The 20,287-nt window shown below is 45.6% G+C and carries 13 protein-coding genes; 3 read left to right on the top strand and 10 right to left on the bottom strand.

Going from position 1 to position 20,287, the window contains the following annotated elements; all coding sequences use genetic code 11:
• Positions 1-88: 88 nt before the first annotated feature.
• The 3 genes from ACFP56_RS14050 to ACFP56_RS14040 all read right to left on the bottom strand — a co-directional run bounded on the left by ACFP56_RS14050 (position 89) and on the right by ACFP56_RS14040 (position 7,706).
• Entirely contained in the window at positions 89-1,477 is a 1,389-nt protein-coding gene (locus tag ACFP56_RS14050) for an ABC transporter substrate-binding protein (protein WP_379235531.1), read from the bottom strand.
• A gap of 314 nt (positions 1,478-1,791) precedes the next feature.
• Positions 1,792-3,966, bottom strand: coding sequence for a family 43 glycosylhydrolase (locus ACFP56_RS14045; RefSeq protein ID WP_379235529.1), 2,175 nt, complete (start codon positions 3,964-3,966; stop codon positions 1,792-1,794).
• Entirely contained in the window at positions 3,963-7,706 is a 3,744-nt protein-coding gene (locus ACFP56_RS14040) for an alpha-L-arabinofuranosidase C-terminal domain-containing protein (protein WP_379235527.1), read from the bottom strand. The genes ACFP56_RS14045 and ACFP56_RS14040 overlap by 4 nt, the downstream gene beginning before the upstream one ends.
• A 253-nt stretch (positions 7,707-7,959) precedes the next feature.
• Between ACFP56_RS14040 and ACFP56_RS14035 the strand changes: the two genes are divergently transcribed.
• The gene (locus ACFP56_RS14035; RefSeq protein WP_379235525.1) at positions 7,960-8,952 is read left to right on the top strand and encodes a glycoside hydrolase family 43 protein; all 993 of its coding nucleotides are present in this window, start codon (positions 7,960-7,962) and stop codon (positions 8,950-8,952) included.
• 158 nt (positions 8,953-9,110) lie between these two features.
• Here ACFP56_RS14035 and ACFP56_RS14030 read toward each other — a convergent pair whose 3' ends face one another.
• From ACFP56_RS14030 to ACFP56_RS14000, 7 genes are all read right to left on the bottom strand, one after another.
• Complete coding sequence (locus ACFP56_RS14030) at positions 9,111-10,076, bottom strand: ArsR/SmtB family transcription factor (protein ID WP_379235523.1); 966 nt, start codon at positions 10,074-10,076, stop codon at positions 9,111-9,113.
• A gap of 89 nt (positions 10,077-10,165) precedes the next feature.
• Positions 10,166-10,579, bottom strand: a complete 414-nt coding sequence (locus tag ACFP56_RS14025; RefSeq protein ID WP_379235521.1) for a DUF6157 family protein — start codon at positions 10,577-10,579, stop codon at positions 10,166-10,168.
• Positions 10,580-10,686: 107 nt separating this feature from the next.
• A complete protein-coding gene (locus ACFP56_RS14020) occupies positions 10,687-11,211 on the bottom strand; it encodes an SRPBCC family protein (RefSeq protein ID WP_379235519.1) in 525 nt (174 codons plus the stop codon).
• A gap of 72 nt (positions 11,212-11,283) precedes the next feature.
• Positions 11,284-13,377, bottom strand: coding sequence for a glycoside hydrolase family 36 protein (locus ACFP56_RS14015; protein WP_379235517.1), 2,094 nt, complete (start codon positions 13,375-13,377; stop codon positions 11,284-11,286).
• Between the two features lie 114 nt (positions 13,378-13,491).
• On the bottom strand, positions 13,492-14,799 hold the full coding sequence (locus ACFP56_RS14010; protein WP_379235515.1) for an ABC transporter substrate-binding protein: 1,308 nt from the start codon (positions 14,797-14,799) through the stop codon (positions 13,492-13,494).
• A 124-nt stretch (positions 14,800-14,923) separates the two neighbouring features.
• Entirely contained in the window at positions 14,924-16,582 is a 1,659-nt protein-coding gene (locus ACFP56_RS14005) for a response regulator transcription factor (RefSeq protein ID WP_379235513.1), read from the bottom strand.
• Positions 16,569-18,386 carry a sensor histidine kinase gene (locus ACFP56_RS14000; protein ID WP_379235511.1) on the bottom strand — a complete coding sequence of 606 codons (1,818 nt, stop codon included), beginning with the start codon at positions 18,384-18,386 and terminating at the stop codon, positions 16,569-16,571. Before ACFP56_RS14000 ends, ACFP56_RS14005 begins: the two co-directional genes overlap by 14 nt.
• Positions 18,387-18,530: 144 nt before the next feature.
• On the opposite strand from ACFP56_RS14000, the gene ACFP56_RS13995 reads away from it, so the two are divergent.
• Together ACFP56_RS13995 and ACFP56_RS13990 are read left to right on the top strand one after the other, a co-directional pair.
• A complete protein-coding gene (locus tag ACFP56_RS13995; RefSeq protein WP_379235509.1) occupies positions 18,531-19,421 on the top strand; it encodes a carbohydrate ABC transporter permease in 891 nt (296 codons plus the stop codon).
• Positions 19,421-20,254: a carbohydrate ABC transporter permease gene (locus ACFP56_RS13990; RefSeq protein ID WP_379235506.1), complete on the top strand. Its 834-nt coding sequence runs from the start codon at positions 19,421-19,423 to the stop codon at positions 20,252-20,254. The genes ACFP56_RS13995 and ACFP56_RS13990 overlap by 1 nt, the downstream gene beginning before the upstream one ends.
• The last annotated feature ends 33 nt before the right edge of the window (positions 20,255-20,287 follow it).

Below are 20,287 nucleotides of genomic sequence, written 5' to 3'. Positions count from 1 at the left end.
GCGGCTCCCCCCAATCGAATTTATTGGCTCATCTAACGGATAAATAATCCGAATCAAGTCGGGGCGACTTGATTCGGATTCATCATAATTACTTGCCCAGGTCAGCCTTAAGCTTCGCTAGATCCTCTGCCAGCATAGACTCGACATCTTCCTTCGCCAACTGAAGTGTTGTACGAGAGTCAACGTTGTTATCAAGCGCATCAAGAATACGAGGCACCCAAATTCCCCAAGCTGCTCCATCCAGCGGATTCAAGCGTTTTGTAGGAATTTCTGCTGCGATTTGCTCATAGAACTTGTAGTCCTCTTGACCACCAAGGAACTGATTCTGATTGCTTGCATACCAATCCTGTTGAGCGATATCCGTGTAACCTGGCTGAATGGAATATTTCGTCCAAATCTCCCATGCATTTTGTGAACGCATTGCCCATTGCAGGTATACCCATGCTGCTTCTTTATTAGGAGATTGAGAAGGAACAACGAAGCTTGAACCACCAATCGGGAAGTTAATATCGAACGGCAAGTTCGTTACACGCCATTTGCCAGCTTGCTCAGGGAAATTCGTCTCAAGATCGCGTGCTCCCCAAGAACCTAGTGCTATACCAATCAATTGACCAGATTGTACAAGCGGCTTGCCCTCATCTGTACCGTATGCTAGATGCGGAGCCCAGTTCATTTGATTACCGCGTTTTGTGTAGTCAAGAATTTGAACGAGTTTATCGTTTTCACGTACCCAGTTCAGGTTGTCATCGAAGTAACCGATCTCGTCACCAGCCCAGTGAATCGGACCGTCACGCCATTCCATAACTTGCTTTCCTTGAGCTGCAGCAGCTTGTGCTAGTTGCAAGAAGTTTTCTCCGTCCTTGATGAACTCACCAAGCTCTGCTGGGTCATCCGGGAATCCAAGCTCTTCCATAATATCTGCACGGTAGTACCATACACCTGGAGTAGAATCCCAAGGCATACCTAGCAGCTCACTACCGTCTGGGCTCATCCAACGCTCCCAGTTGTATGCAGGTACAAGATCCTTATATTTTCCTGCGTTGTAAGGCTCTTCAAGCAGGTTCTCCAGCACTCCGCCTGTTACGTAGCGCGTGAAGTTGCCAACCTCAACCTGTGCGATATCAGGTGCGCCAGTACCACTTGCCAATGCAGTTTGCAGGTTGTCATGCAGCTCCTCAAAAGGAACAAAGATTGGAGTTACTGTAATGTTCGGGTATTCCGCCATAAATGCAGCAGCTACTTCCTCGAAAACATTTTCGTTAAATACCCACATTGTTACTTCACCAGAAACATCCTTACCAAAATCCTCTTCGACAACTTCTCCACCAGCATCATTTTGTTCTACATCTGCAGGTGTATTCGTTCCTTCGTTGCCGCCGCTATTGCTCGTGCCTGAATTTCCACCAGAACAAGCTGAGAGTACAAGAAGCACTGCTAGTAATACGAAGATCATTTTACTGAATTTTGCAAGTTTCATGTCTTTACCTCCTAATTTGTGTTTGTTGGAGAAGCTCTGATGTATGACCCCTGTTGTATTTTTGTTAACATAAACATTAACGAATTGATCTTTTATCGCCTTCCAACAAGGCTTTTTCTCTTACGTCACCCAGCTTTTTCTAATGTTCATATGCAATCGCTTACACATGCATTAAAAAAAGAAAGTTGTAAGTTTTCTGCCTCTTAAGAAAGCGTAACCATCTATGAAGCGGATAATCGTTTATGTCTATGTTAATAGATTACTTATTTATTAATGATTCGTCAATACATAAACGATAATCTTTATACATTTTTTTATTCTTTTTGCGTAAGATACCACACCTGAGCGTCACGACCATCCACCGCTTCAAATGAGAGGTTCTCATACAGATTCGGATCAGCAGCAATTGCAGTAGGTGCTAGTCCTGAGCTGGCACTTACGATGCGGTAGCTGCCTTCAGCTGCATATTGAAGCAGCCAGCGCTGCTCACTTACTTTGCTTAGCTCCTCTTGCACCGCACGTTCGCCTCGCACCGTCATATAAAGCCCGCTAATTGCATTTTTCAAGTAATAGCTTCCGTCCACTTCACGTTCAAGCTGCCACTTCTGTGCAGGTGTATCTGTAATGTTATACTGTCTATAGCCTTCACCCGCCTCCTTCGAGCCATTGTTAGGCTGTAGCGCAATGCCGGTCTGACGATTAACAAAACGCAGCTCCACATGTTCAGGCGGTGCGGCAAGCACGCGCAAATAAGCAAGCTCAACTTCTCCGCTCTTTTCAAGCTGAAGCTTCGTTTCACCAGATAGCTTGAGCTGAACGGAGCTGTATGCCCATTCAGAGCTTGACTCCAACTGCAATGGAATGCTTTCCTCATTCACGACAATCGCCACACTGGCATCAGCTGCTGCAGCGCGATAAGCAGCAGCAACGGTGTAATAACCTTCTGGCATATTGAGCGCATGACTGACAAGCTGAAGGCTCGATTCTTCCGCAAGAGCTTCAAGCTGCGTCGTTCTGGTTAGTGCAAGACCAGGCTTAACGATAGCCTCGCCTGCAGCCAGATCTATATAGCTTAGCTCCACATAGTCAAGCTCAAGCAGCTTGTCTCCGTAACGAAGCTCCAGCTCATTCACTCCACCCTTAAGCTCAACCATTAGCGACGACTGGACGTGAGCAGCGTTCGATTCCACTTCAAATTCTACCTTTCTTCCGTTAATAGAGATCGGCTGCTTGGCTGCATTCCCGCCGTTGCTGTAAGATAGCGTTAGCGCATAGAGTCCTGTCTCTGGTGCACGTACTTCCGCCAGCTTCACCTTCTCAGAACGTTTGCCAAGCCTGATGCCCTTGCCACCAGAAAAATATTCGTCTTCGACGAGAGCTTCATTGCTCAAGCTTGATGCGTACCGCTCAAGCTCGAAGCGAGCCTCGCCGCTTGGTGTTGGCAGCGTAAAGCCTCTAGATACTGGCGAGCCAAGCTGCAGCTCTCCTGCTTCATCGAAGCTGTAGGGCTGCAGCCGAACATTTCGTGCTTTATCACAGCCATACCCTGTGCCTTGTCCATCTACAGCGTGATATACATGAATACGTTCGCTGCTATCCCGTGAAATGAGAAACGAACCATGACCAGGTCCATAAGCATTGGCATGCGGATTTGATACGAATATAGGCTCCTCAGATTTTTCCCATGATGCAGGGTTCATCAGATCACTGTCCGCACTTGCCGTCAGCAGACCCATATTATAATTGGCATCACAGAAGCTCGCTGAATAAGTCAGATAGATGCGATCATTATACGTAATCACCTCTGGCGCTTCGATCACATGAACAACTGCACGCTGCTCCCATTCATACTCAGGCTCGGTTAGCATGATGCGGCTTGTCGACAACGTCCACGGATTTTCCATTTGTGCCATATAAAGCGTGTTGCCCTTCGCCCCCGCACCCGACCACATCATATACCAGATGTCATCATGCTCGAACAACGATGCATCAATCTGGAACACTTCATAGCCCGTTCGGATTTGCCCTTTAAGCTCCCATTCTCCTTCGAGCGGGTTTGCTGAAGCATTCTCTAGCACATACATGCGATGATCGAACTCACGATCTGCGCGAGCTGCCGAGAAGTATATATACCATTTTCCATCAATATGATAGATTTCAGGCGCCCATATATTTTTGCTCATTATCCCTGATTCGTTCTTTTCCCATACTGTGACCGGCTCAGCATAAGCCAAGCCCGTCATAGTCTGGGATCGCCTTAATTCAAGACGATCATATTCGGGAACAGACGCCATCATATAGTAATAGCCATCTGTATGCTCATAGATCCAAGGGTCTGCCCGTTCCAAAACGATCGGATTCGTATAATACAGCGCATTGGGATCGCTGCTCTCATAGACATAGCGCTCAGTTGGTTTCACGCTAGTACAGCTCGTTATCAGTAGAATAGCGATAAGCATCGCCATTAAAGCAGTTTCCCTTCGTTTCATGCCTCAAGCTCCCACACAATGACCTGAACAGAGTGTGGAGGCAGCTCAAGCAACGCTTTTCCATTTACAGCCTGTTGCTTGCTTTGACGAGGTACGACCAGCTCCGCATTTTTCTTATTGACATTAGGTGTATGAAGCAACGCTTCGTCGCCCGTCAGCACCGTGCATTCAAACTGCTCTCTCACTTGAAGCTGTGCAGTATCAATTGCTACGGATTTGCGAATAGCATCCGCATTTACAAGCTTCATATACAGGCGCTTATCATCTCTCGTTATCGAATAGAACAGTTCCTCATGATACGCTTCAAGCTTATACGTGAAATCAAAGCGCAGCTCTTCATCATACAGTGCACGATGCTGGCAGCGCAGCTCGTCGCCGTATTCACCACCATAATTCACCTTGTAGCAATAGGTTGAATTCTCCTCCAAGCGTTCGTCATAAGCAGCACGCATATTGCCTGCCATCGTGCTCGCTGCAAAGTCGCCAAGCGTATAGGCCTCAACTCCTTGCTTGAACACTTTAATTCCTGTCGCTTTTCCGTTCTCTCCCGCTACGTATTCGATGACATCCTGCTTGGAGCTGTTGGCATGCTGCAGCCCGACACCGATGTACAGCCCATCATCGCCTGTTACATGATGTGCAACGACCTCGACCTGCACCTGACTCCATCTCGCATCCAGATACAACCCTTTGCGTTTGCCACCGCTTGACTGAAGAGTAACGCCAACGCCTTTCTGCCACATTGAACGATCACTGCCTTCCAGCCATTTCCACTGTTCATTCAGCTCTTCCGTGAAGTCCTGCTCGAACAACAGTTCACCGTTCTGAGTTCGCACAACAACAGACTTCAACACAACATGACCATTTGCCGTTGACAGGCTAATACCGCCTTCCGGCTTCAAGCGAATCTTTTCACCATTTCGATAAGTATAGTAATCACTCGCTACAGTTTGCGTGCCGAGATGGTTGGCGAACATCGCCTGAACATAATAGTTGGGCGTGAACCAAATATCGGTATCATCGAACCAGATGCAATCAGGCGTCCAGCGGTACGAGCCGTCCGTCAACACCTTATTGAACAATGGCGCATAAGCAGCGAGTCGTACAACATCGGCATTGTTTTCGAAGCCCGTCATAACCGCAGCTTCTGCAATGGCACCTGCCAGCGTGTTCTTGTCATTCGAGGCATATTCACCGACGAATACCTTTGAAGTCAGCTTTTCATCAAGCTTGCCCTGTTCATCGTAAGCACGGAAGTAATAATTGTAGCGATCAGCATTGCGAAGCAGGTAATCGTTAGAGCGATAATAATGCTCATCCACAATTGTATCCATATAGTTCGACTGCTCGCTGTACCATTGCACCGTCTCTTCGATTCGATTGCACCCGTCTGTAAACGCGATCGTTTCTGATCCCTTGTATTGTCCACGTAAAAACTTCCATCCTTGCTCATAGGCAATGTCATCCGCTTGTGCGCCAACCGTTGAGATAATTGTCAGCTCACGACCAGGATAATGCTCTTCCATATAACGTTCGATTGCAACCTTGAATACTTCAAAATTAGCAAAAAACTCTGTTCCCCAATTCTCATTGCCTACTCCGAGATAGCGAAGATCAAATGGCGCTGGATGTCCCATCGATGCGCGCAGTTTCGCCCATTCATTGCCAGCAATATCCTCACTAATTGCAAAATCTATTAAATCCGTAAAATTTTTAATATAGTAATCTCTTAGCGCACCGCCAGCAGGATTTGCATAATCGCTTCGAGCCTGGCACAGTACGCCGCATGCCATAACCGGAAGAGGCGTTGCATTGAGATCCTCAGCTAATTGGAAATATTCCATATAGCCTAGACCTAGTGTCATCATATAGCCCCATACATTAAAATTTTCCTTGCGCACTTCCACATCTCCAACCGATTGCTTCCAATCGTAAACATTTTCCCATACATGCGAGCCTTCCGAGATGCAGCCGCCAGGAAATCGTAAAAACGTTGGCTTCATGTTTTGCAGCGCTACGACCATATCACGACGCAAGCGATAGTTTCGATTACCGATATAATTGCGATGGGCACTAGGCGAGCCTTCCTCCTCTGTTGCTCCCCATACCTTGTTCGGGAACAAGGACACCATATCGATCGAGGCTTCCCCGGCAAATGTAATCGCCAGCTGCCCAAGAACTGTTTGCTTTGCTGCAAGCACAAGCGGGCTGCTTATTCCGTATTTGCGCCACTTGCCATCCGCTTCAAGCTCCAGCTTCAAAGACTCGCTAATTGCTTCCCCTTGCGGGTTCTGCAATTGAATGTGCAGAGCTGAAGAAGAAGTCGCCTTTGCCCAAATGGTAAAGGAATACGTCTCGCCTTCGATAAATGACATCGCACAATGATGGTTGCTGTCATTAAAGCCCTTATTAATTAATGTTGTACCAGCAGGAGCAGCAATATAGGTATTGTTAACCTCAGCGTCCTCCAGACCAAAATATTCATTCAGTCCACCTGTATCTTGTACCGTTATTGCATCTGTATCTCCATACCAGCCCTCAAGCGGATTGCGCTTGCGTCCTGTTGAATGCCCATGCTCTCCGCATACATGCGAAAAGCTGTCAAAGGTGAACGCCTCGAAGCTCCGGTTGCGAACTAGCTCTGCATAAATGCCGCCATCCGCTGCGTTATTAATATCCTCATAGAATAGTCCATACATAACTGGACTGACTGCAGCTGATTTCCCTTGCGGATTAAGCACGATTTCATAAGGAACGACTGATTTCGGAAGCACAGTCAGTTCATAGGAGATTGAGAAGCGCGCTTCTCCTCTGCTTAAGGCAGCAGTAAGCGTAATCGCATGCGGCTCAGTAATCACCTCGTTCACAACGCCTTGATGAGACAAAACCTCTGGGTGTGAGGACGACCAATTCAACGCGACAAGGCCATTGAGCAATGAATCGGAAAGCTCGAGCGATTCAGTAATAATTGCAGCTGGCAGTTTGATATCAGTTTGGCTAGCAATGGCAACAATCTGCTCGTCACATAATGTCTCACACATTAGCTCAACCACTTGCTGATCCGTCAAAGCAACCGCGTATATACGGAAATCAGAAATGGCTCCATTGAAATCACGATCAGCCGCGAACTGCGAGCGCCCTATGTAATTCGAGTGATAGCCGTTCCCCTCCAAGGTAGCCCACCACTGGCGATAAGCCAGATACGTGCCGCTTGAGGTTTGGCTGATCGATCCATCTACAATCAACTGTCCATTCAAATACAACCTAGGACCAGCCTTGCTTTCAGTCGCCCCTTTCGTACCGCTTACAACTAAAGCAACATGAAACCATTCTCCTACGGGAAGCTGCTTATTGTAATCAACAGCAAGATCAGAGCCGTTAAAGCATACCCCGCGCAAATTGCGTGTTAAAAACAGATAGGGTCCTTGCGGCCCTTCACCAAAGTCAAAAATTCGTTCCCAGACGCTCTGACCTGGCTCCAGGTAAATCCAGCTTGCTACCGTTAAGCCCGTATCGTCGTTTACTTTCGACAGCACGTTTGATGGAAGCTGCAAGTAGCTGCTGCCGTGCTCCCCTCCGCCAAATCGGATCGCAGTTCGTTCCTTCAGCAATACTGCTTTCGGCAGTTCCCCGCTGCCGAAAGCGGTTGCATGATGATTCGCACCCGACTGATCCCCTCCTGCCTGATCACTTGTCGTTGCAAGCTGTACCAATAAATGAGTCTGATTGTTAACTGTCATTGCAATCACCGCCATTAATTATTGTTAATAAATACATTAAACAATTAATCTTTATGCGAATCAGTTTAACCTACAGCTAACGGTTTTTCAATAGTCAAGCTAGCAATTGTCTATCTTTCAGCAATTATTGCTGATTTTTATATGATTTTAAATTAACCACTAGACAAAGTAGTTAGTTTATGTGATATTAATATTATTGTGAATACTTAATGTTTATATTAACTTTTGTTTTGAGGAGGTTTGATTATATCCAATGACAACAACTGAGTATGTAAACCCCATTGTTCCTCAACGAGCAGATCCTTGGATTTATAAACATACGGATGGCTACTATTACTTTACAGGATCTGTACCCGCTTACGATTGCATCGAGGTTAGACGAGCAAAAACGATAAACGGCCTGACAGATGCCGAGCCTGTTGTATGCTGGAGAAAATACGACTCTGGTCCAATGAGTGCAAATATTTGGGCTCCTGAAATTCACTATATTGATGGCAAATGGTACATTTACTTCGCTGCTGCTCGTACCGCCGAGACGAATGAAGGTCTATTCGATCATCGTATGTTCGTGCTCGAATGCGAAGCTAGCAATCCGCTCGACGGACCGTGGATTGAAAAAGGCCAGATGAAGACAAAATGGGAGTCCTTCTCGCTTGACGCTACATCCTTTGAGCACCGCGGTGTTCGGTATTATGTATGGGCGCAAAAAGACCCTGCCATTCGCGGCAATTCCAATCTCTACATTGCACCTATGCTTAACCCATGGACCATAGCAGTAGAGCAGCAAGTATGCATCTCCACTCCTGAATTTGAGTGGGAAAAGATCGGGTTCCTCGTAAATGAAGGAGCCGCTATCATTAAGCGTAACGGTAAAATCTTCATGACCTATTCGGCAAGCGCAACCGACTATAATTACTGCATGGGCTTGCTATGGGCAGATGAGAATAGCGACCTGCTTGATCCAGCATCGTGGCATAAATCCCCTGCTCCAGTATTTTCAACACATCAAGAGCTTTCCATTTTCGGACCAGGACATAACAGCTTCACCGTTGCGGAGGATGGCGTAACTGATTTGCTCGTATACCACGCCCGCAACTATAAAGAAATTGTCGGTGACCCGCTTTATGATCCGAATCGTCACGCATGCGTGCAGCCGATAAGCTGGACTCCTTCTGGCTTCCCTGACTTTGGAAAACCGCTGACTAGAGCAGCAGTTGGAGCGGCTGCTGAAGACGTAAAAGTATAAAAGACCGGTATTGGCCTAACAACGACCTGGATCACAGGAGTTGTTAGGCTTTTTTACTAGATTATGTAATATAAAAAAGCACGCGCATACGACTGATCGGAGACAATCTTGCTCCCTGTCATTCAGTCATTTGCTCGTGCTTAGTTGTCCTTGTGCAATTATTTCGATTTTGATTGATTTTGCAGATCTTGCATTTCTGTCTCACTCAGCTTGCGGTCATAGTACAGTTTAAATACGATATCCTGATTGTAGTTGCCGAAGCCGCTGCCGAATAGCGTAACGCCCCCGACGTTTTCAGCATCCTCATGTACGGATATTCTAAACTTCCACTGGGTGATCTCAAGATCAAGATCAGATAGCTTGACCTCAGAAATTTTCGTTCCGTCTATAAAGGTGCCTTCTTGGTTAATTTTAAGCACCTTTAGCAGGCCGTATTGGTTGATCTCATCCCACCACCAATCAGGTGTATAGCGTCCGCGCTGCTTGTCGCCACCGAAATCCCCTGGGCTCGTCCACATCCCCAGATCCACACCGTTCAGATTGAACGTAATGTCTGAAGGCCAGTTTTCATTAGCAAAAGGCGCCTCTGACGAAATTTCCATCGAGATCTCAAGCTCCACCGGAATTTCATTTTTGTTCAAGTAGTTAGCCAAGCGATATTCCACATAGCCTTGTCCAAACCATAAAATTTTTGCATTGACCCTCTCTGGCTCAAGAAACGCGCGTGGCTCGTCAAACATACCCAGCACCTTGACCGTTGTCGCAAGTCCACAGGTCGGCGTCACTTCAAAATCAGTATAGTGACCAACCGACACTTCTGTTACATGACAGTCACGGTATACGCTTTCAACTTTAGGTGGGAAAATAATTTCTATCGAGTCTGTCACAAGCGTGCATACCTTTTTTGCACCGCCCTTGCCGGGCTGCATGGACGACTTGATAATCCCTGCACGCTCAAGCTTTTTAACGTGCATCGTCATAATCGCACTGCTCAAATTCATTGCATCGGCAAGCTCTTTAATATTCATAGATTTTACAGCCAATAGGCGAATCATTTCGATTCGAACATTACTGGCTAGCGCCTCATAGACGGGTAAAGAATGTTGAGAGATATCTATTTTCATCGAATACCATCCTATTAATAATATACTCATTAACTATAATAACATAGTTAAGTATAACATATAAGTCAATACATTACCTGCTCGGACCATTAAGCGCGACTGGAACGCATTGCTCTCACATGCTTCAAGCTGCTATCGTTTTTAAGCGTTTGATACTCAGTAGAATCAATAGCGTACAATGCAATCTTTCCTTCTGCGTTATGATGAATTCCCCAACCATACCGCTTGCATAAGGACGAGGTACGAAGACATGGCTGGCCTTTGGAAAAAAACCTTTCCCTTTCCTCTGCTCTTAGCTCATCTGGTATGCTATTGCGAGTGGCGTACACCTCGAACAGCACATCCTCCTGCGTGTACGAATAAGGATGACCCGCAAGCATTTCGTATTGCATGAGCGGAACGGTTTTAGCTCCAGCCTTTGCTTTAGGAATTTGTGCCGAGGTAGCCGGACAATCCTCTGCAACCTCCACAAACATATTATAATGATTATGATCGATACGCATAATACGCGAACCTCCTTGCCTTGTATAGTTATACCTTTTTCGTTATACAAAAAACGCCTATCTTAGAACATGATCGTAAGTAGGCGTTCAGTGCTAGCATATGCTATTCATTCAGCTTTCTTTTTTAAATACTGATCAAGCTTCATCCATGTTTCCGTTATGCCCGTTATAAGTCCCATCTTCAGAACAGCATCCAGCTCTTCCTTCGAGGGATAACGCGCTTCGCTTTTCACACGAGTGAACTTGGCCTGATCCTCAAACTCAAGGATAACGAGAGATTCCGGCATTTCAGGATCAATGTCACCCTTTTCGTTGGAGAAGCAATCCCGGTATACAATGCGATTAGGCGTATCCAGCTCGTCATACAGCGCTTTGCCCCACGATTGCTGACCAACATATTCCTTACTTTGATCCGTACAAGTCATACAAAAATGCCAGAACCCGCCTGCCTTCGCATCAACCTCACAGTAGGTCAGCTCCCAGCCATTCGGGCCCCACCACTGCTTAAGCTGCTCGGCATCAATGAATGCTTGAAACACCTGCTCACGAGAAGCAGGAAATACCTGCTCCAAAAACAAGGATTGATCCTTTACCTTCGAACTAATTTTACCTAGCTTTGCTCTTGAAAACATAGCTCTATCTCTCCTCACTGACAAGAATTGCTATTCCCATCATAACGAATAGAGCGATAGAAAGGCAAATGTTTAATTGATTTCAATCAGACGAGCGACGCGACCCTGAGGCATTTTGATGGTAAGCTGCTGCAGCTCAGCGTTCCAGCTTAACTCGCTGCTGTTCTGCTTCGGATACGCGATTTCGAAGCGAGAATGATGCACATCCCTTCCCGTCAGCGGCAGCACGACCTGCTCACTGTCACCGCGCACACGCCATACAGCTATAAAGCTGCGATCCTTATGCTTTAACCCGACACTCACCCACTCAGATTGATCATCAGGCAGACCAAGCGGCCAGAAAGGTGTTGACTCCTTAATGTCCATACGAATCGTTTTATAATAATCAAGCGCTTCTTTAACAAGCGCAAGCCTTGGCTTGCTTAGCTCCGCCAAGTGTCCGCTTTGATGAACACGAAGCAGCAGTGCATTAATCATATTGAACACGACTTCTTCATCATCGCCTTCGCGCAGCGGATAAGACCACACAGCTGCCTGCTCTGGTGCAAGCACCGCTGGCGCTCCCGCTGCAATCGTCGCATAGTTGACATAGTCCTCTTGATCGCTTGTAGACTGAATGCTATAGCGACTGAGCATCGCGTAGTCCATGCGCATCCCGCCCGAGGAGCAATTCTCAATAACAAGCTCAGGATACTTGGCGAAAATGCTGTCCAGCCAGCTCAAATATGCCCGATTATGCTCCAGCAACCCAGCGCCTACGCTATCGGCATTCGTTTCCGTACCAATGCCTGCATTGATGTTGTAGTCCATTTTAATATAGCCGACGCCGTATTCCTCAACTAACCGCGCAATGACTTCATTAGCATGTGCAATGACCTTCGGACTGCGGAAGTCAAGCTGATAACGGCTGCGATCCTTCACTCGCTTGCCATGTCTCATGAAGAACCAGCTGTCATCGGCTTCAGCAAGCTTTGGACTATGAATGCCCATGACTTCAATTTCCAGCCATAAGCCAGGTATCATGCCTTTGGATCGAATGTAATCAAGCACAAATTTGATACCTTGAGGGAAGCGTTCGCTCGAAGGCAGCCATTGCCCAACGCCATCCCACCATTCACCAGGCGCATACCAGCCAGCATCTATACAGAAATACTCACAGCCAACCTCAGCAGCTGCATCAATAAGCGGCAGCAGCTTGTCCGTTGTAGGCGAGCCCCACAGACAGTTCATATAATCATTGAATATAATGCGCAGCAGCTCATTGTCCTCATTTTTACGACGAATTGCCCGGCGATAGTGCGTAAGCTCAGCGACGCTTTCCTCGAATCCACCGGACGCTACACCAAAGGACACGGGAACAGATGTAAAGCTTTCACCCGGCTCAAGCTCCTCCCACCAATGATTGTCATGCTCATTCGGACCGCCTGCAAGCAGCATAAGCTGATCCGCCTGATCAGTCAGCTCCCAGTGCCAGGAGCCATTATGCTCGATCTGCCAGTATAGCGCCTCATTGTTTTCCGTATCCTCTAATACAGCCATAGGTACGACCTCTGCACAAGACCATGAGCCCGTGTTGCTGTATGCAAGACGCTTGGAGCCTCGATCAGCAAGATGGTTCAAGCCAAGCTCCGGCAGTCTGTAGCTTTTCCATTGCAGCTCGCTTTGCCAGCCGCTGTGCGCAATGTACAGCTTCATCTTGTCGCTTCGATCAAGCTTGCCTTCCTTGCCAAATCCCGTAAAGGCAAACGATGATACATATTCAATCGCTACTGGAGCAGCTCCTGTATTGTTTACCGTTGTCCAGCTGCGAACCGTCTTCAATCCAGCTGTAAATTGATAATGCTGCTTAACTGTAATCGCTGTTTCTGCATCAACAAGTGTAAACTCCAGCTTTCTGCCCTGCTCATTTCTGACATCCTCATGCGCCTGATACGTTAAGCGCAAGCCTGGGAATGAAGCTCTGTGCGAGCGCCCATGATACTCCGCACGGTCCTCTCCCGATAGCTGAAGCTCCAGCATACGATAGCTTGATGCTGCTTTCGCTGAAATTGCATTTGCTTGAAGAGGAGAGGCGCCTATATGCAGAAGCGTCACATCTCCAGTCTCGGAAATTTTAAATACCATATGCAAGCCTTGCTCTTCAATAACAATCATTTGTGTATTCATCACTGTCATCCCTTCATCGCTAGCTTCATGTGCATGTATAAAGAAAACCGAACTATTACGAAATTCTGTAAAAGCATTTCGTATGATAGTTCGGTTTCTCATTAGTTGTGCGTCTTATTCAGCGGCTGCACCGAATTGAATCCATGCTTTCTGGATTTCATCGATTGCCTGATCCTTTGTTTTGCTATTGCCGATATAAGCCTGCATTAGCTCACCGAATTTTTGATGGAATGTATCAAGCGAGTAGTTGATAGACAACTCGCCGGATTTACCGGCCTTCAATAGCTCATCCATTTGCTTAGGCATATCCAAATCTGGAAGTGGTGCATCCTGAATTGGAGGAATAACCTTCGCTACTTCAGAGAACCAGTTTTTTCCGTAGTCAGATGTGTACAGCCAGTTGAAAAACTCAATAGTCTCATTCACAACAGCAGAGTCTTTGTTGATGCGAAGCGCTTGGTCTGCGCCTGTTGCGATCAAGGTTTGATCTGCATTATCACTTACTGGATAACCAGCAATTTGCAGGTTAATATCTGGCGTGATTTTTTTGATCGCTTCTTCGTCCCATGCGCCTTTACCCGTCATAAATGCTGCTGCACCAGTTGCAAAGTCACTTACTTGAGCATTGCTGTCGCGTTCAAGCGGCTTGTTCGTGCCATGCGCTATTGTTTTGTCAATAAAGTCAAAGAAGTTGTTGTACAGTACAGGGTGATCCTGGAATGTTGTTTCACCAGCAATAAATTGATTCACCATATCTTGTGGAGTAATGCCTGCATCTTCAGCAGCTGCATTCACGAAATGCTGGAAAATATGCTTCCACACCCACCACTCTTTATATGCATTGGCAAACGGTGTAATACCTGCTGCTTCCAGCTTCGCAATGGCATCATCCAGCTCAGCAGTTGTTTGCGGCATCTCCGAAATGCCTGCTTGCTCAAGCAGATCCATGTTGGCAACAAGGCTCATCAGATTTCCCTTTACAGGCAAACCAAGCACTCGGCCATCTGTAGAAGTCATGCTTGTACGAACAGATTCTGTCATCGCTGCTGCTAGCGGCTCATTCGTGAGATCTGCGCTATATTCAGCAAATGTATCAATATCGCCGCCAGCTGTTGTTTGGAAAACATCTGGTGTTTGACCAGAAGAAATTTTTGATTTTAGTACCGTATTATAGTCGGCTTGCATAATTTCAAGATTAATCGTTACATTTGGCTTAACCTTTTTATACTCTTCGATGTAAGCATGGAATGCTTCCGTATATTCAGGAGAAGCGGTAAACATGTTGATCGTTACCTTAGGCTCTCCTGCAGCTCCATTACCGGAATTTCCAGATGTGCTTCCACTATTGTCGCTTCCACATGCCGATAACAAGCCTACTGCAAGCACTAAGCTTACGGCTAGTGAGGAAATTTTCTTAAACATTTTGAATGCCCCCAATCATGAATGTTGTTTTCCGTTACACCCTTATTCTAAATAAAATACTTATCCCTAAAAATGTATATAAGTGAAGAAAAAAGGGTAAAAAAGTGTTCGATCTATTCAGATGTCACTTTTTTGTAGACTCTAGCGATTGGCGGTATTCTGACGGCGTCATGCTGAACATGTTGCGAAATGCCTTACTGAAATAATTTTTATCCTTATAACCGAGCATCTCTGAAATTTCCTGCACCTTTAGCTGCTCATCGGCAAGCAGCTCCTTTGCCTTCTCCATTCTTACATATTGGACATACTCATGAATGCCCTTGCCATATTGCTGCTTGAACAGCTTCATAAGATATTCACGGCTCAAATAATACTTTTCTGCAAACATCGTAACTTTAATCTCTTCATAATAGTAAAGATCAATATATTTTTTTATATCTTGTATTTTGAAGCTGGTGTTCTGCTGGTTTTCCTGATCAATCCGCTCCTTATACGCTTGCGCAATGCTTAGCAGCAAGCGCTCCATCTGCTCCATATTCGCATAATCGCTATTCAGCCCAAGCGCGTGCAGCGGGTCGTTCACTCCAATGGGTAGACTGGAGGATGGTACGCCAAACTCCATCGCCAAATCATTAAATATAAGAATAAGCTCATCGAGCAGCTTCTGAGATTCACCAAGCGAAAACTGATCTGCTGTATTCAGCTTCTGATAGATTTCCTGACAAAACGTTTGCAGCAATACGGTATTTCCGGTTTCGAGAGCCTGCTTCAACTGGTTTACACGACTGAGCACGGACTTATTGTCCTTTACCCGCTCTTGATGAGCTTCCTCGAACTTGATAACACTGCTGCGGCTGTGATCGCGCTTCAGATCAAAGCTCATCAACGCCTTCCTGGATTGATCGAAGCTTGCAGTAAGCTCGCGAATCGTTGCAACGGGCATTCCAATGCCGATGACGACATCAAGCTGAAACAATTCCTTAAGCGTTACGCTTAGTTTTTTCATCTGATGGTACAGCGTGTAAAGCATATCCTCGCGGTAGCTGCCCTCCATGGAGATGACCGTAATGATTTCCCGCTCCTGCTTCGGATTCGCAAGACTGAAGCTCTGAAAATAGGTTGAGGTTAGATCATGTATAATATTCGTTACTGCGAAATGCAGCAAGTCGATATCTTGCTTAAAGCGCTTTTTCGACAGCTCGTTTAGATTCAGCATAAATATTGAAGCGGCTGCACGCAATTGATTAGGACGATCCTCGCCAACCAGCTTGACCAAATCCTCACTGTAATAGCTGCGATAGCTGCGGTCAATAAGCGACAGATATAGCTTTTCCTTCAGCTTTGGAAGCGACATATTGAGGGTAATTGTTTGATGAATGCTTTCTTCCTCTTCCTTGCGCTTGGCGGCAATCATATCGACAGCTGTTTTCAGCACCTGATTCAGTTCCTGACGATTAATCGGCTTCAGCAAGTAATCTACGACGCGCGAGCGAATTGCTTGCTTTGTGTACTCAAAATCGTCATAGCCGCTTATGACGACAGTAAGCAGCTTCGGATAACGAAGCTCGATTTCCTGGAGCAGCTGCTTGCCGTTCATTTCAGGCATTTTCATATCGATCAGTGCAATATCAATCGGTTGCTGGGCAAGCAGCTCCAGCGCTTCCTTTCCGTTGCGCGCCTCATAAATATGCTGTACATGAAGCTCGTCCCATTGACCTAAAATTTTTATCGCCTCGCGAAGAGGCTCTTCATCATCAATAATGATCACATTAATCGAACTCATGATTGCCTCCTCTTGGTAGTATGATGGTCATCTCCGTACTTCGCTCATCACTTTTCATGTTCAGCTTCGCATCATTGCCGTACACCAGCTTCAGTCTGGCATTTAAATTAACTAGCCCAATACTCTCCTGCTTGTACAATGATTCCTCCCAATCCTGAGCCAACCAATACTCAATTTCCTTCAGCTTTTCCATTTCAATTGCTGGTCCGTCATTCATGATTGAAAATGCGACATGCTGCTCATACGCTGTGGCAGTAATTTCAATCGTTACAGGCTTGGACACATTTTCCACACCATGCTTGACTGCATTTTCAACTAGCGTCTGGATTGACAGCTTCGGCACTTTTACGATCTGCAGCTCGGGTGGTACATTTAGCTTAACGATTAAACGCTCGCCAAAACGAGCCTTTTGTATTGCTAGATAATGCCCAACATGCTTCAGTTCCTCTTCAGCAGTCACAATATCTTTGCCGCTTATGCAATATCGCAGTGACAGCGCTAATGCATCCACCATGTCGACAATATCAAATTGTCTTTGCTTGAGCGCTTTCGTTGATATCGCCTGCAGCGCATTGTACAGAAAATGAGGGTTAATCTCGGCTTCCAGCGCTTTCAATACTGCATTTTTCTCAGCAAGCTTTAGCTTATACCGCTCATTAATCAGCTCATTAGTACGGCTTACCATAGAATTAAAGCGATGAGAAATATACGCGAGCTCATCCGAACCGACAACCTCCAGTGTAGCATCGAAATCACCAGCGCCAAAGCGCTTCATTTGTGCGGAGAGACGAATAAGCGGCTTTGTAATACGATTCGCTAAAATTATGACCAGCATAATAGCAAGCACGAGCGATGCCAAGCCTATAAGCAAGCTGAACAGCAATGTCTGCTTGGCGCTTGCATTTATTTGCGAATATGGAATCTGCTTAATCAGCTTCCAGCCTTCCTTCTCTCCAACATCGAATATCACAAGGTATTGCCGGTCACCGACCGTATAGGAATATTGATTGCTGTCCATATGATCAAGCTCATCTATCACATGATTGTCAATAAGCTGCCTGTGAACGTCTGGATCACTGGCTACAAATACCTCATTTGTGGGGCTAAGCCAAAACAGCTGCTCCTCACCCGAAATCGGAATATCCTCCAATATATCGGAATAGATCGTGCGGTTGTAATAGAAGGAGATAACAGCCTGTGGCGCTCTGGTAGAAATTGATCTTAATACGCGATGATACGCGAAAAACCCTTCCTCCGACTTTTTACTGTAGCTATCCTCATAGGTGTTAAACGCAAGCGATTGGTAGGAACGGTTATACTGGCTCTGCAGCGCTTCCTTGTACCAAGGCTGCTCTAATATGCTGTTATCCTCATGGGTTGAGATCGTAATATCATTGCGCTGTCGCTTCACTTCATAATATTTCCCTGTTCTTACGAGGTACAAATAAATGCCTTCCAGATCTTCCTCGTTATAAAATATGCCTCGCAAATAATTCTCGATCAGCATTCTGGACGAATAGCTTTCCTCTTCATCGATAAAGGCATAGCTTAGCTCATCAAAATTGCTTTGCGGCAAGGAGCGTTTTTCCATTTCCTTCACATAGTCTTCCATATTCTGATTAACCAGCATGAGGTTGTTCGTTGTGCTGGAGATGCTATTTCCTATCGCTTCCCTGTAAAGCATCTGGTAGGAGATAAACGTCAAGCACCCTACTACCACAATAATAATTGCTGAAAATAACAGAATCAGCTTGTTTACTAATCGACCGGCAATCAATTCTCGCAATCGTTTGATGCTTTTCATCTGTGTCTACCTCCGACCTCTGCCTGTCATATCGTTCACTTTTTTACCCTTAACGGTTAATGAAAATCCATTTAGCGCCCTTTAGCGTTTCCCTATAATAGTAATATAACTTCAGACAATGTACTACAGGAAAGAAGGTGCTTTATGTTCAAGTTTTTTGGAAGAAAAGGAAACGACAAGCTTGAATTCGGATTGTTTACAATACCGGTTATACTTTGTATTGCTGTTGCTTTCTATATTCCGTTTTTTATGACGATACGATACTCCTTAATGGAATGGAACGGCATATCAAGCTCTCCTAAATTTGTAGGACTAGAAAATTATAAGCAGATTTTCATGGGCGATGCAAACTTCGCGAATGCGTCGTGGTTCACGCTCAAATACACCGTGCTGTATATCATTTTAGTAAATGTTATCGCCATTGGATTAGCGTTATTGCTGAATATGAAGCTAAAAACGACAACATGGCTTCGTGCAGCATTCTTTATTCCGTATATTTTAAGTCTTGTAATTGTCGGCTTTATCTGGAAATTTATTTTCATGCAGGGCTTTGAGTCACTTGGGAAAAGTACAGGATGGGGCATTTTTGAACTGAGCTGGCTCGGTGATCCGAATCTCGCATTTATCTCCATCTTATTTGTTTCGATATGGCAATCTGTAGGTTTCTACCTTGTTATTTATATTGCAGGTCTACAATCTGTACCGGATGACCTTAAGGAAGCTGCTGTAGTTGACGGCGCTGGACCTATACGACGCTTCTTCAACATCACGCTGCCGCTGCTGGCACCTTCGATTACGATTTCTGTATTTATGGCATTGACCAACTCGATTAAAGTATTCGATGTTATATTATCGCTAACTGCTGGCGGCCCTGGCGGAACAACCTATAGTGTGGCGTATGACATCTATCGTGATACGTTCCAGAACAATTTGTTCGGCTATGGTACCGCTAAAGCATTGGTCCTGTTCGTTGTGGTACTAATTATTACGGTTATTCAATTGGCATTGTTTAAGCGCAGGGAGGTTGAGGCATAATGAAAGCTCGCAAAAAACTAAGCAGAATGATACTAGAAATCGTTATGGTTCTCGCTTCATTACTGTTCTTATACCCGTTGTTCCTTGCGATTAACAACTCTTTCAAATCGTTCGGCGAGGTAATGCGTGATGTTATCGCACTTCCTCAGTCAATTACGTTCGAGAATTACAGCTATGTATGGAAATTTATCGATTATCCTAAGTTGTTTACGAACAACCTTGTCATTACAGTTCTTGGTCTAGCAGGTATTGTACTGGTATCATCAATTGCGGCTTATAAGCTGGCTCGAACCAAATCACGCATGAGCATTCTCATCTACATGCTATGTATTATGCCAATGTTGATACCGTTTCAATCGATTATGCTAAGCGTTGTTCAGCTGGCGAATGATCTGAATCTGTCTGAAAGCACAGTTGGACTGGGCCTGCTGTATTGGGGCTTCGGCGCACCACTTGCGGTATTCATTTACCACGGCTTTGTGAAGGGCATTCCAAAAGAAATTGACGAAAGTGCGACAATTGACGGTGCATCTGGCTTCCGACTGTACTTCTCGGTTATTTTCCCATTGCTAAAGTCTGTAACAACGACTATTATCATTATTGACGTAATGTGGATCTGGAACGACTTCCTGCTGCCATTGCTTTTGGTAAATGGTTCTCCGAGTACAAAAACATTAACTCTGGCGGCATATACCTTTGTCGGCCAATATACATCGGATTGGCAGTATGCAATGACTGCTATGGTGATGGCCGTATTACCGTCCATTATTGTGTTCATGTTCCTGCAAAAGTATATTGTAAAAGGTGTTGTTGCTGGCGCAGTAAAAGGCTGACTCTTCTCCCCCTTAAAGATAGATTTCATCCGT

Origin of the sequence: Paenibacillus septentrionalis (assembly GCF_042659865.1) — a bacterium.
GTDB classification, from domain to species: Bacteria; Bacillota; Bacilli; order Paenibacillales; family Paenibacillaceae; genus Pristimantibacillus; species Pristimantibacillus septentrionalis.
The sequence above is the reverse complement of the archived record's forward strand: the minus strand, read 5'-3'. Positions and strand labels throughout refer to the sequence as shown.

What these genes read in the sequence shown, in the direction of transcription:
- ACFP56_RS13990 (WP_379235506.1), top strand. Translation starts at nt 19,421, where the DNA reads ATGAAAGCTCGCAAAAAACTAAGCAGAATGATACTAGAAATCGTTATG.
- ACFP56_RS14005 (WP_379235513.1), bottom strand. Translation starts at nt 16,582, where the DNA reads ATGAGTTCGATTAATGTGATCATTATTGATGATGAAGAGCCTCTTCGC.
- ACFP56_RS14015 (WP_379235517.1), bottom strand. Translation starts at nt 13,377, where the DNA reads ATGAATACACAAATGATTGTTATTGAAGAGCAAGGCTTGCATATGGTA.
- ACFP56_RS13995 (WP_379235509.1), top strand. Translation starts at nt 18,531, where the DNA reads ATGTTCAAGTTTTTTGGAAGAAAAGGAAACGACAAGCTTGAATTCGGA.
- ACFP56_RS14050 (WP_379235531.1), bottom strand. Translation starts at nt 1,477, where the DNA reads ATGAAACTTGCAAAATTCAGTAAAATGATCTTCGTATTACTAGCAGTG.
- ACFP56_RS14045 (WP_379235529.1), bottom strand. Translation starts at nt 3,966, where the DNA reads ATGAAACGAAGGGAAACTGCTTTAATGGCGATGCTTATCGCTATTCTA.
- ACFP56_RS14020 (WP_379235519.1), bottom strand. Translation starts at nt 11,211, where the DNA reads ATGTTTTCAAGAGCAAAGCTAGGTAAAATTAGTTCGAAGGTAAAGGAT.
- ACFP56_RS14035 (WP_379235525.1), top strand. Translation starts at nt 7,960, where the DNA reads ATGACAACAACTGAGTATGTAAACCCCATTGTTCCTCAACGAGCAGAT.
- ACFP56_RS14000 (WP_379235511.1), bottom strand. Translation starts at nt 18,386, where the DNA reads ATGAAAAGCATCAAACGATTGCGAGAATTGATTGCCGGTCGATTAGTA.
- ACFP56_RS14025 (WP_379235521.1), bottom strand. Translation starts at nt 10,579, where the DNA reads ATGCGTATCGATCATAATCATTATAATATGTTTGTGGAGGTTGCAGAG.
- ACFP56_RS14040 (WP_379235527.1), bottom strand. Translation starts at nt 7,706, where the DNA reads ATGACAGTTAACAATCAGACTCATTTATTGGTACAGCTTGCAACGACA.
- ACFP56_RS14010 (WP_379235515.1), bottom strand. Translation starts at nt 14,799, where the DNA reads ATGTTTAAGAAAATTTCCTCACTAGCCGTAAGCTTAGTGCTTGCAGTA.
- ACFP56_RS14030 (WP_379235523.1), bottom strand. Translation starts at nt 10,076, where the DNA reads ATGAAAATAGATATCTCTCAACATTCTTTACCCGTCTATGAGGCGCTA.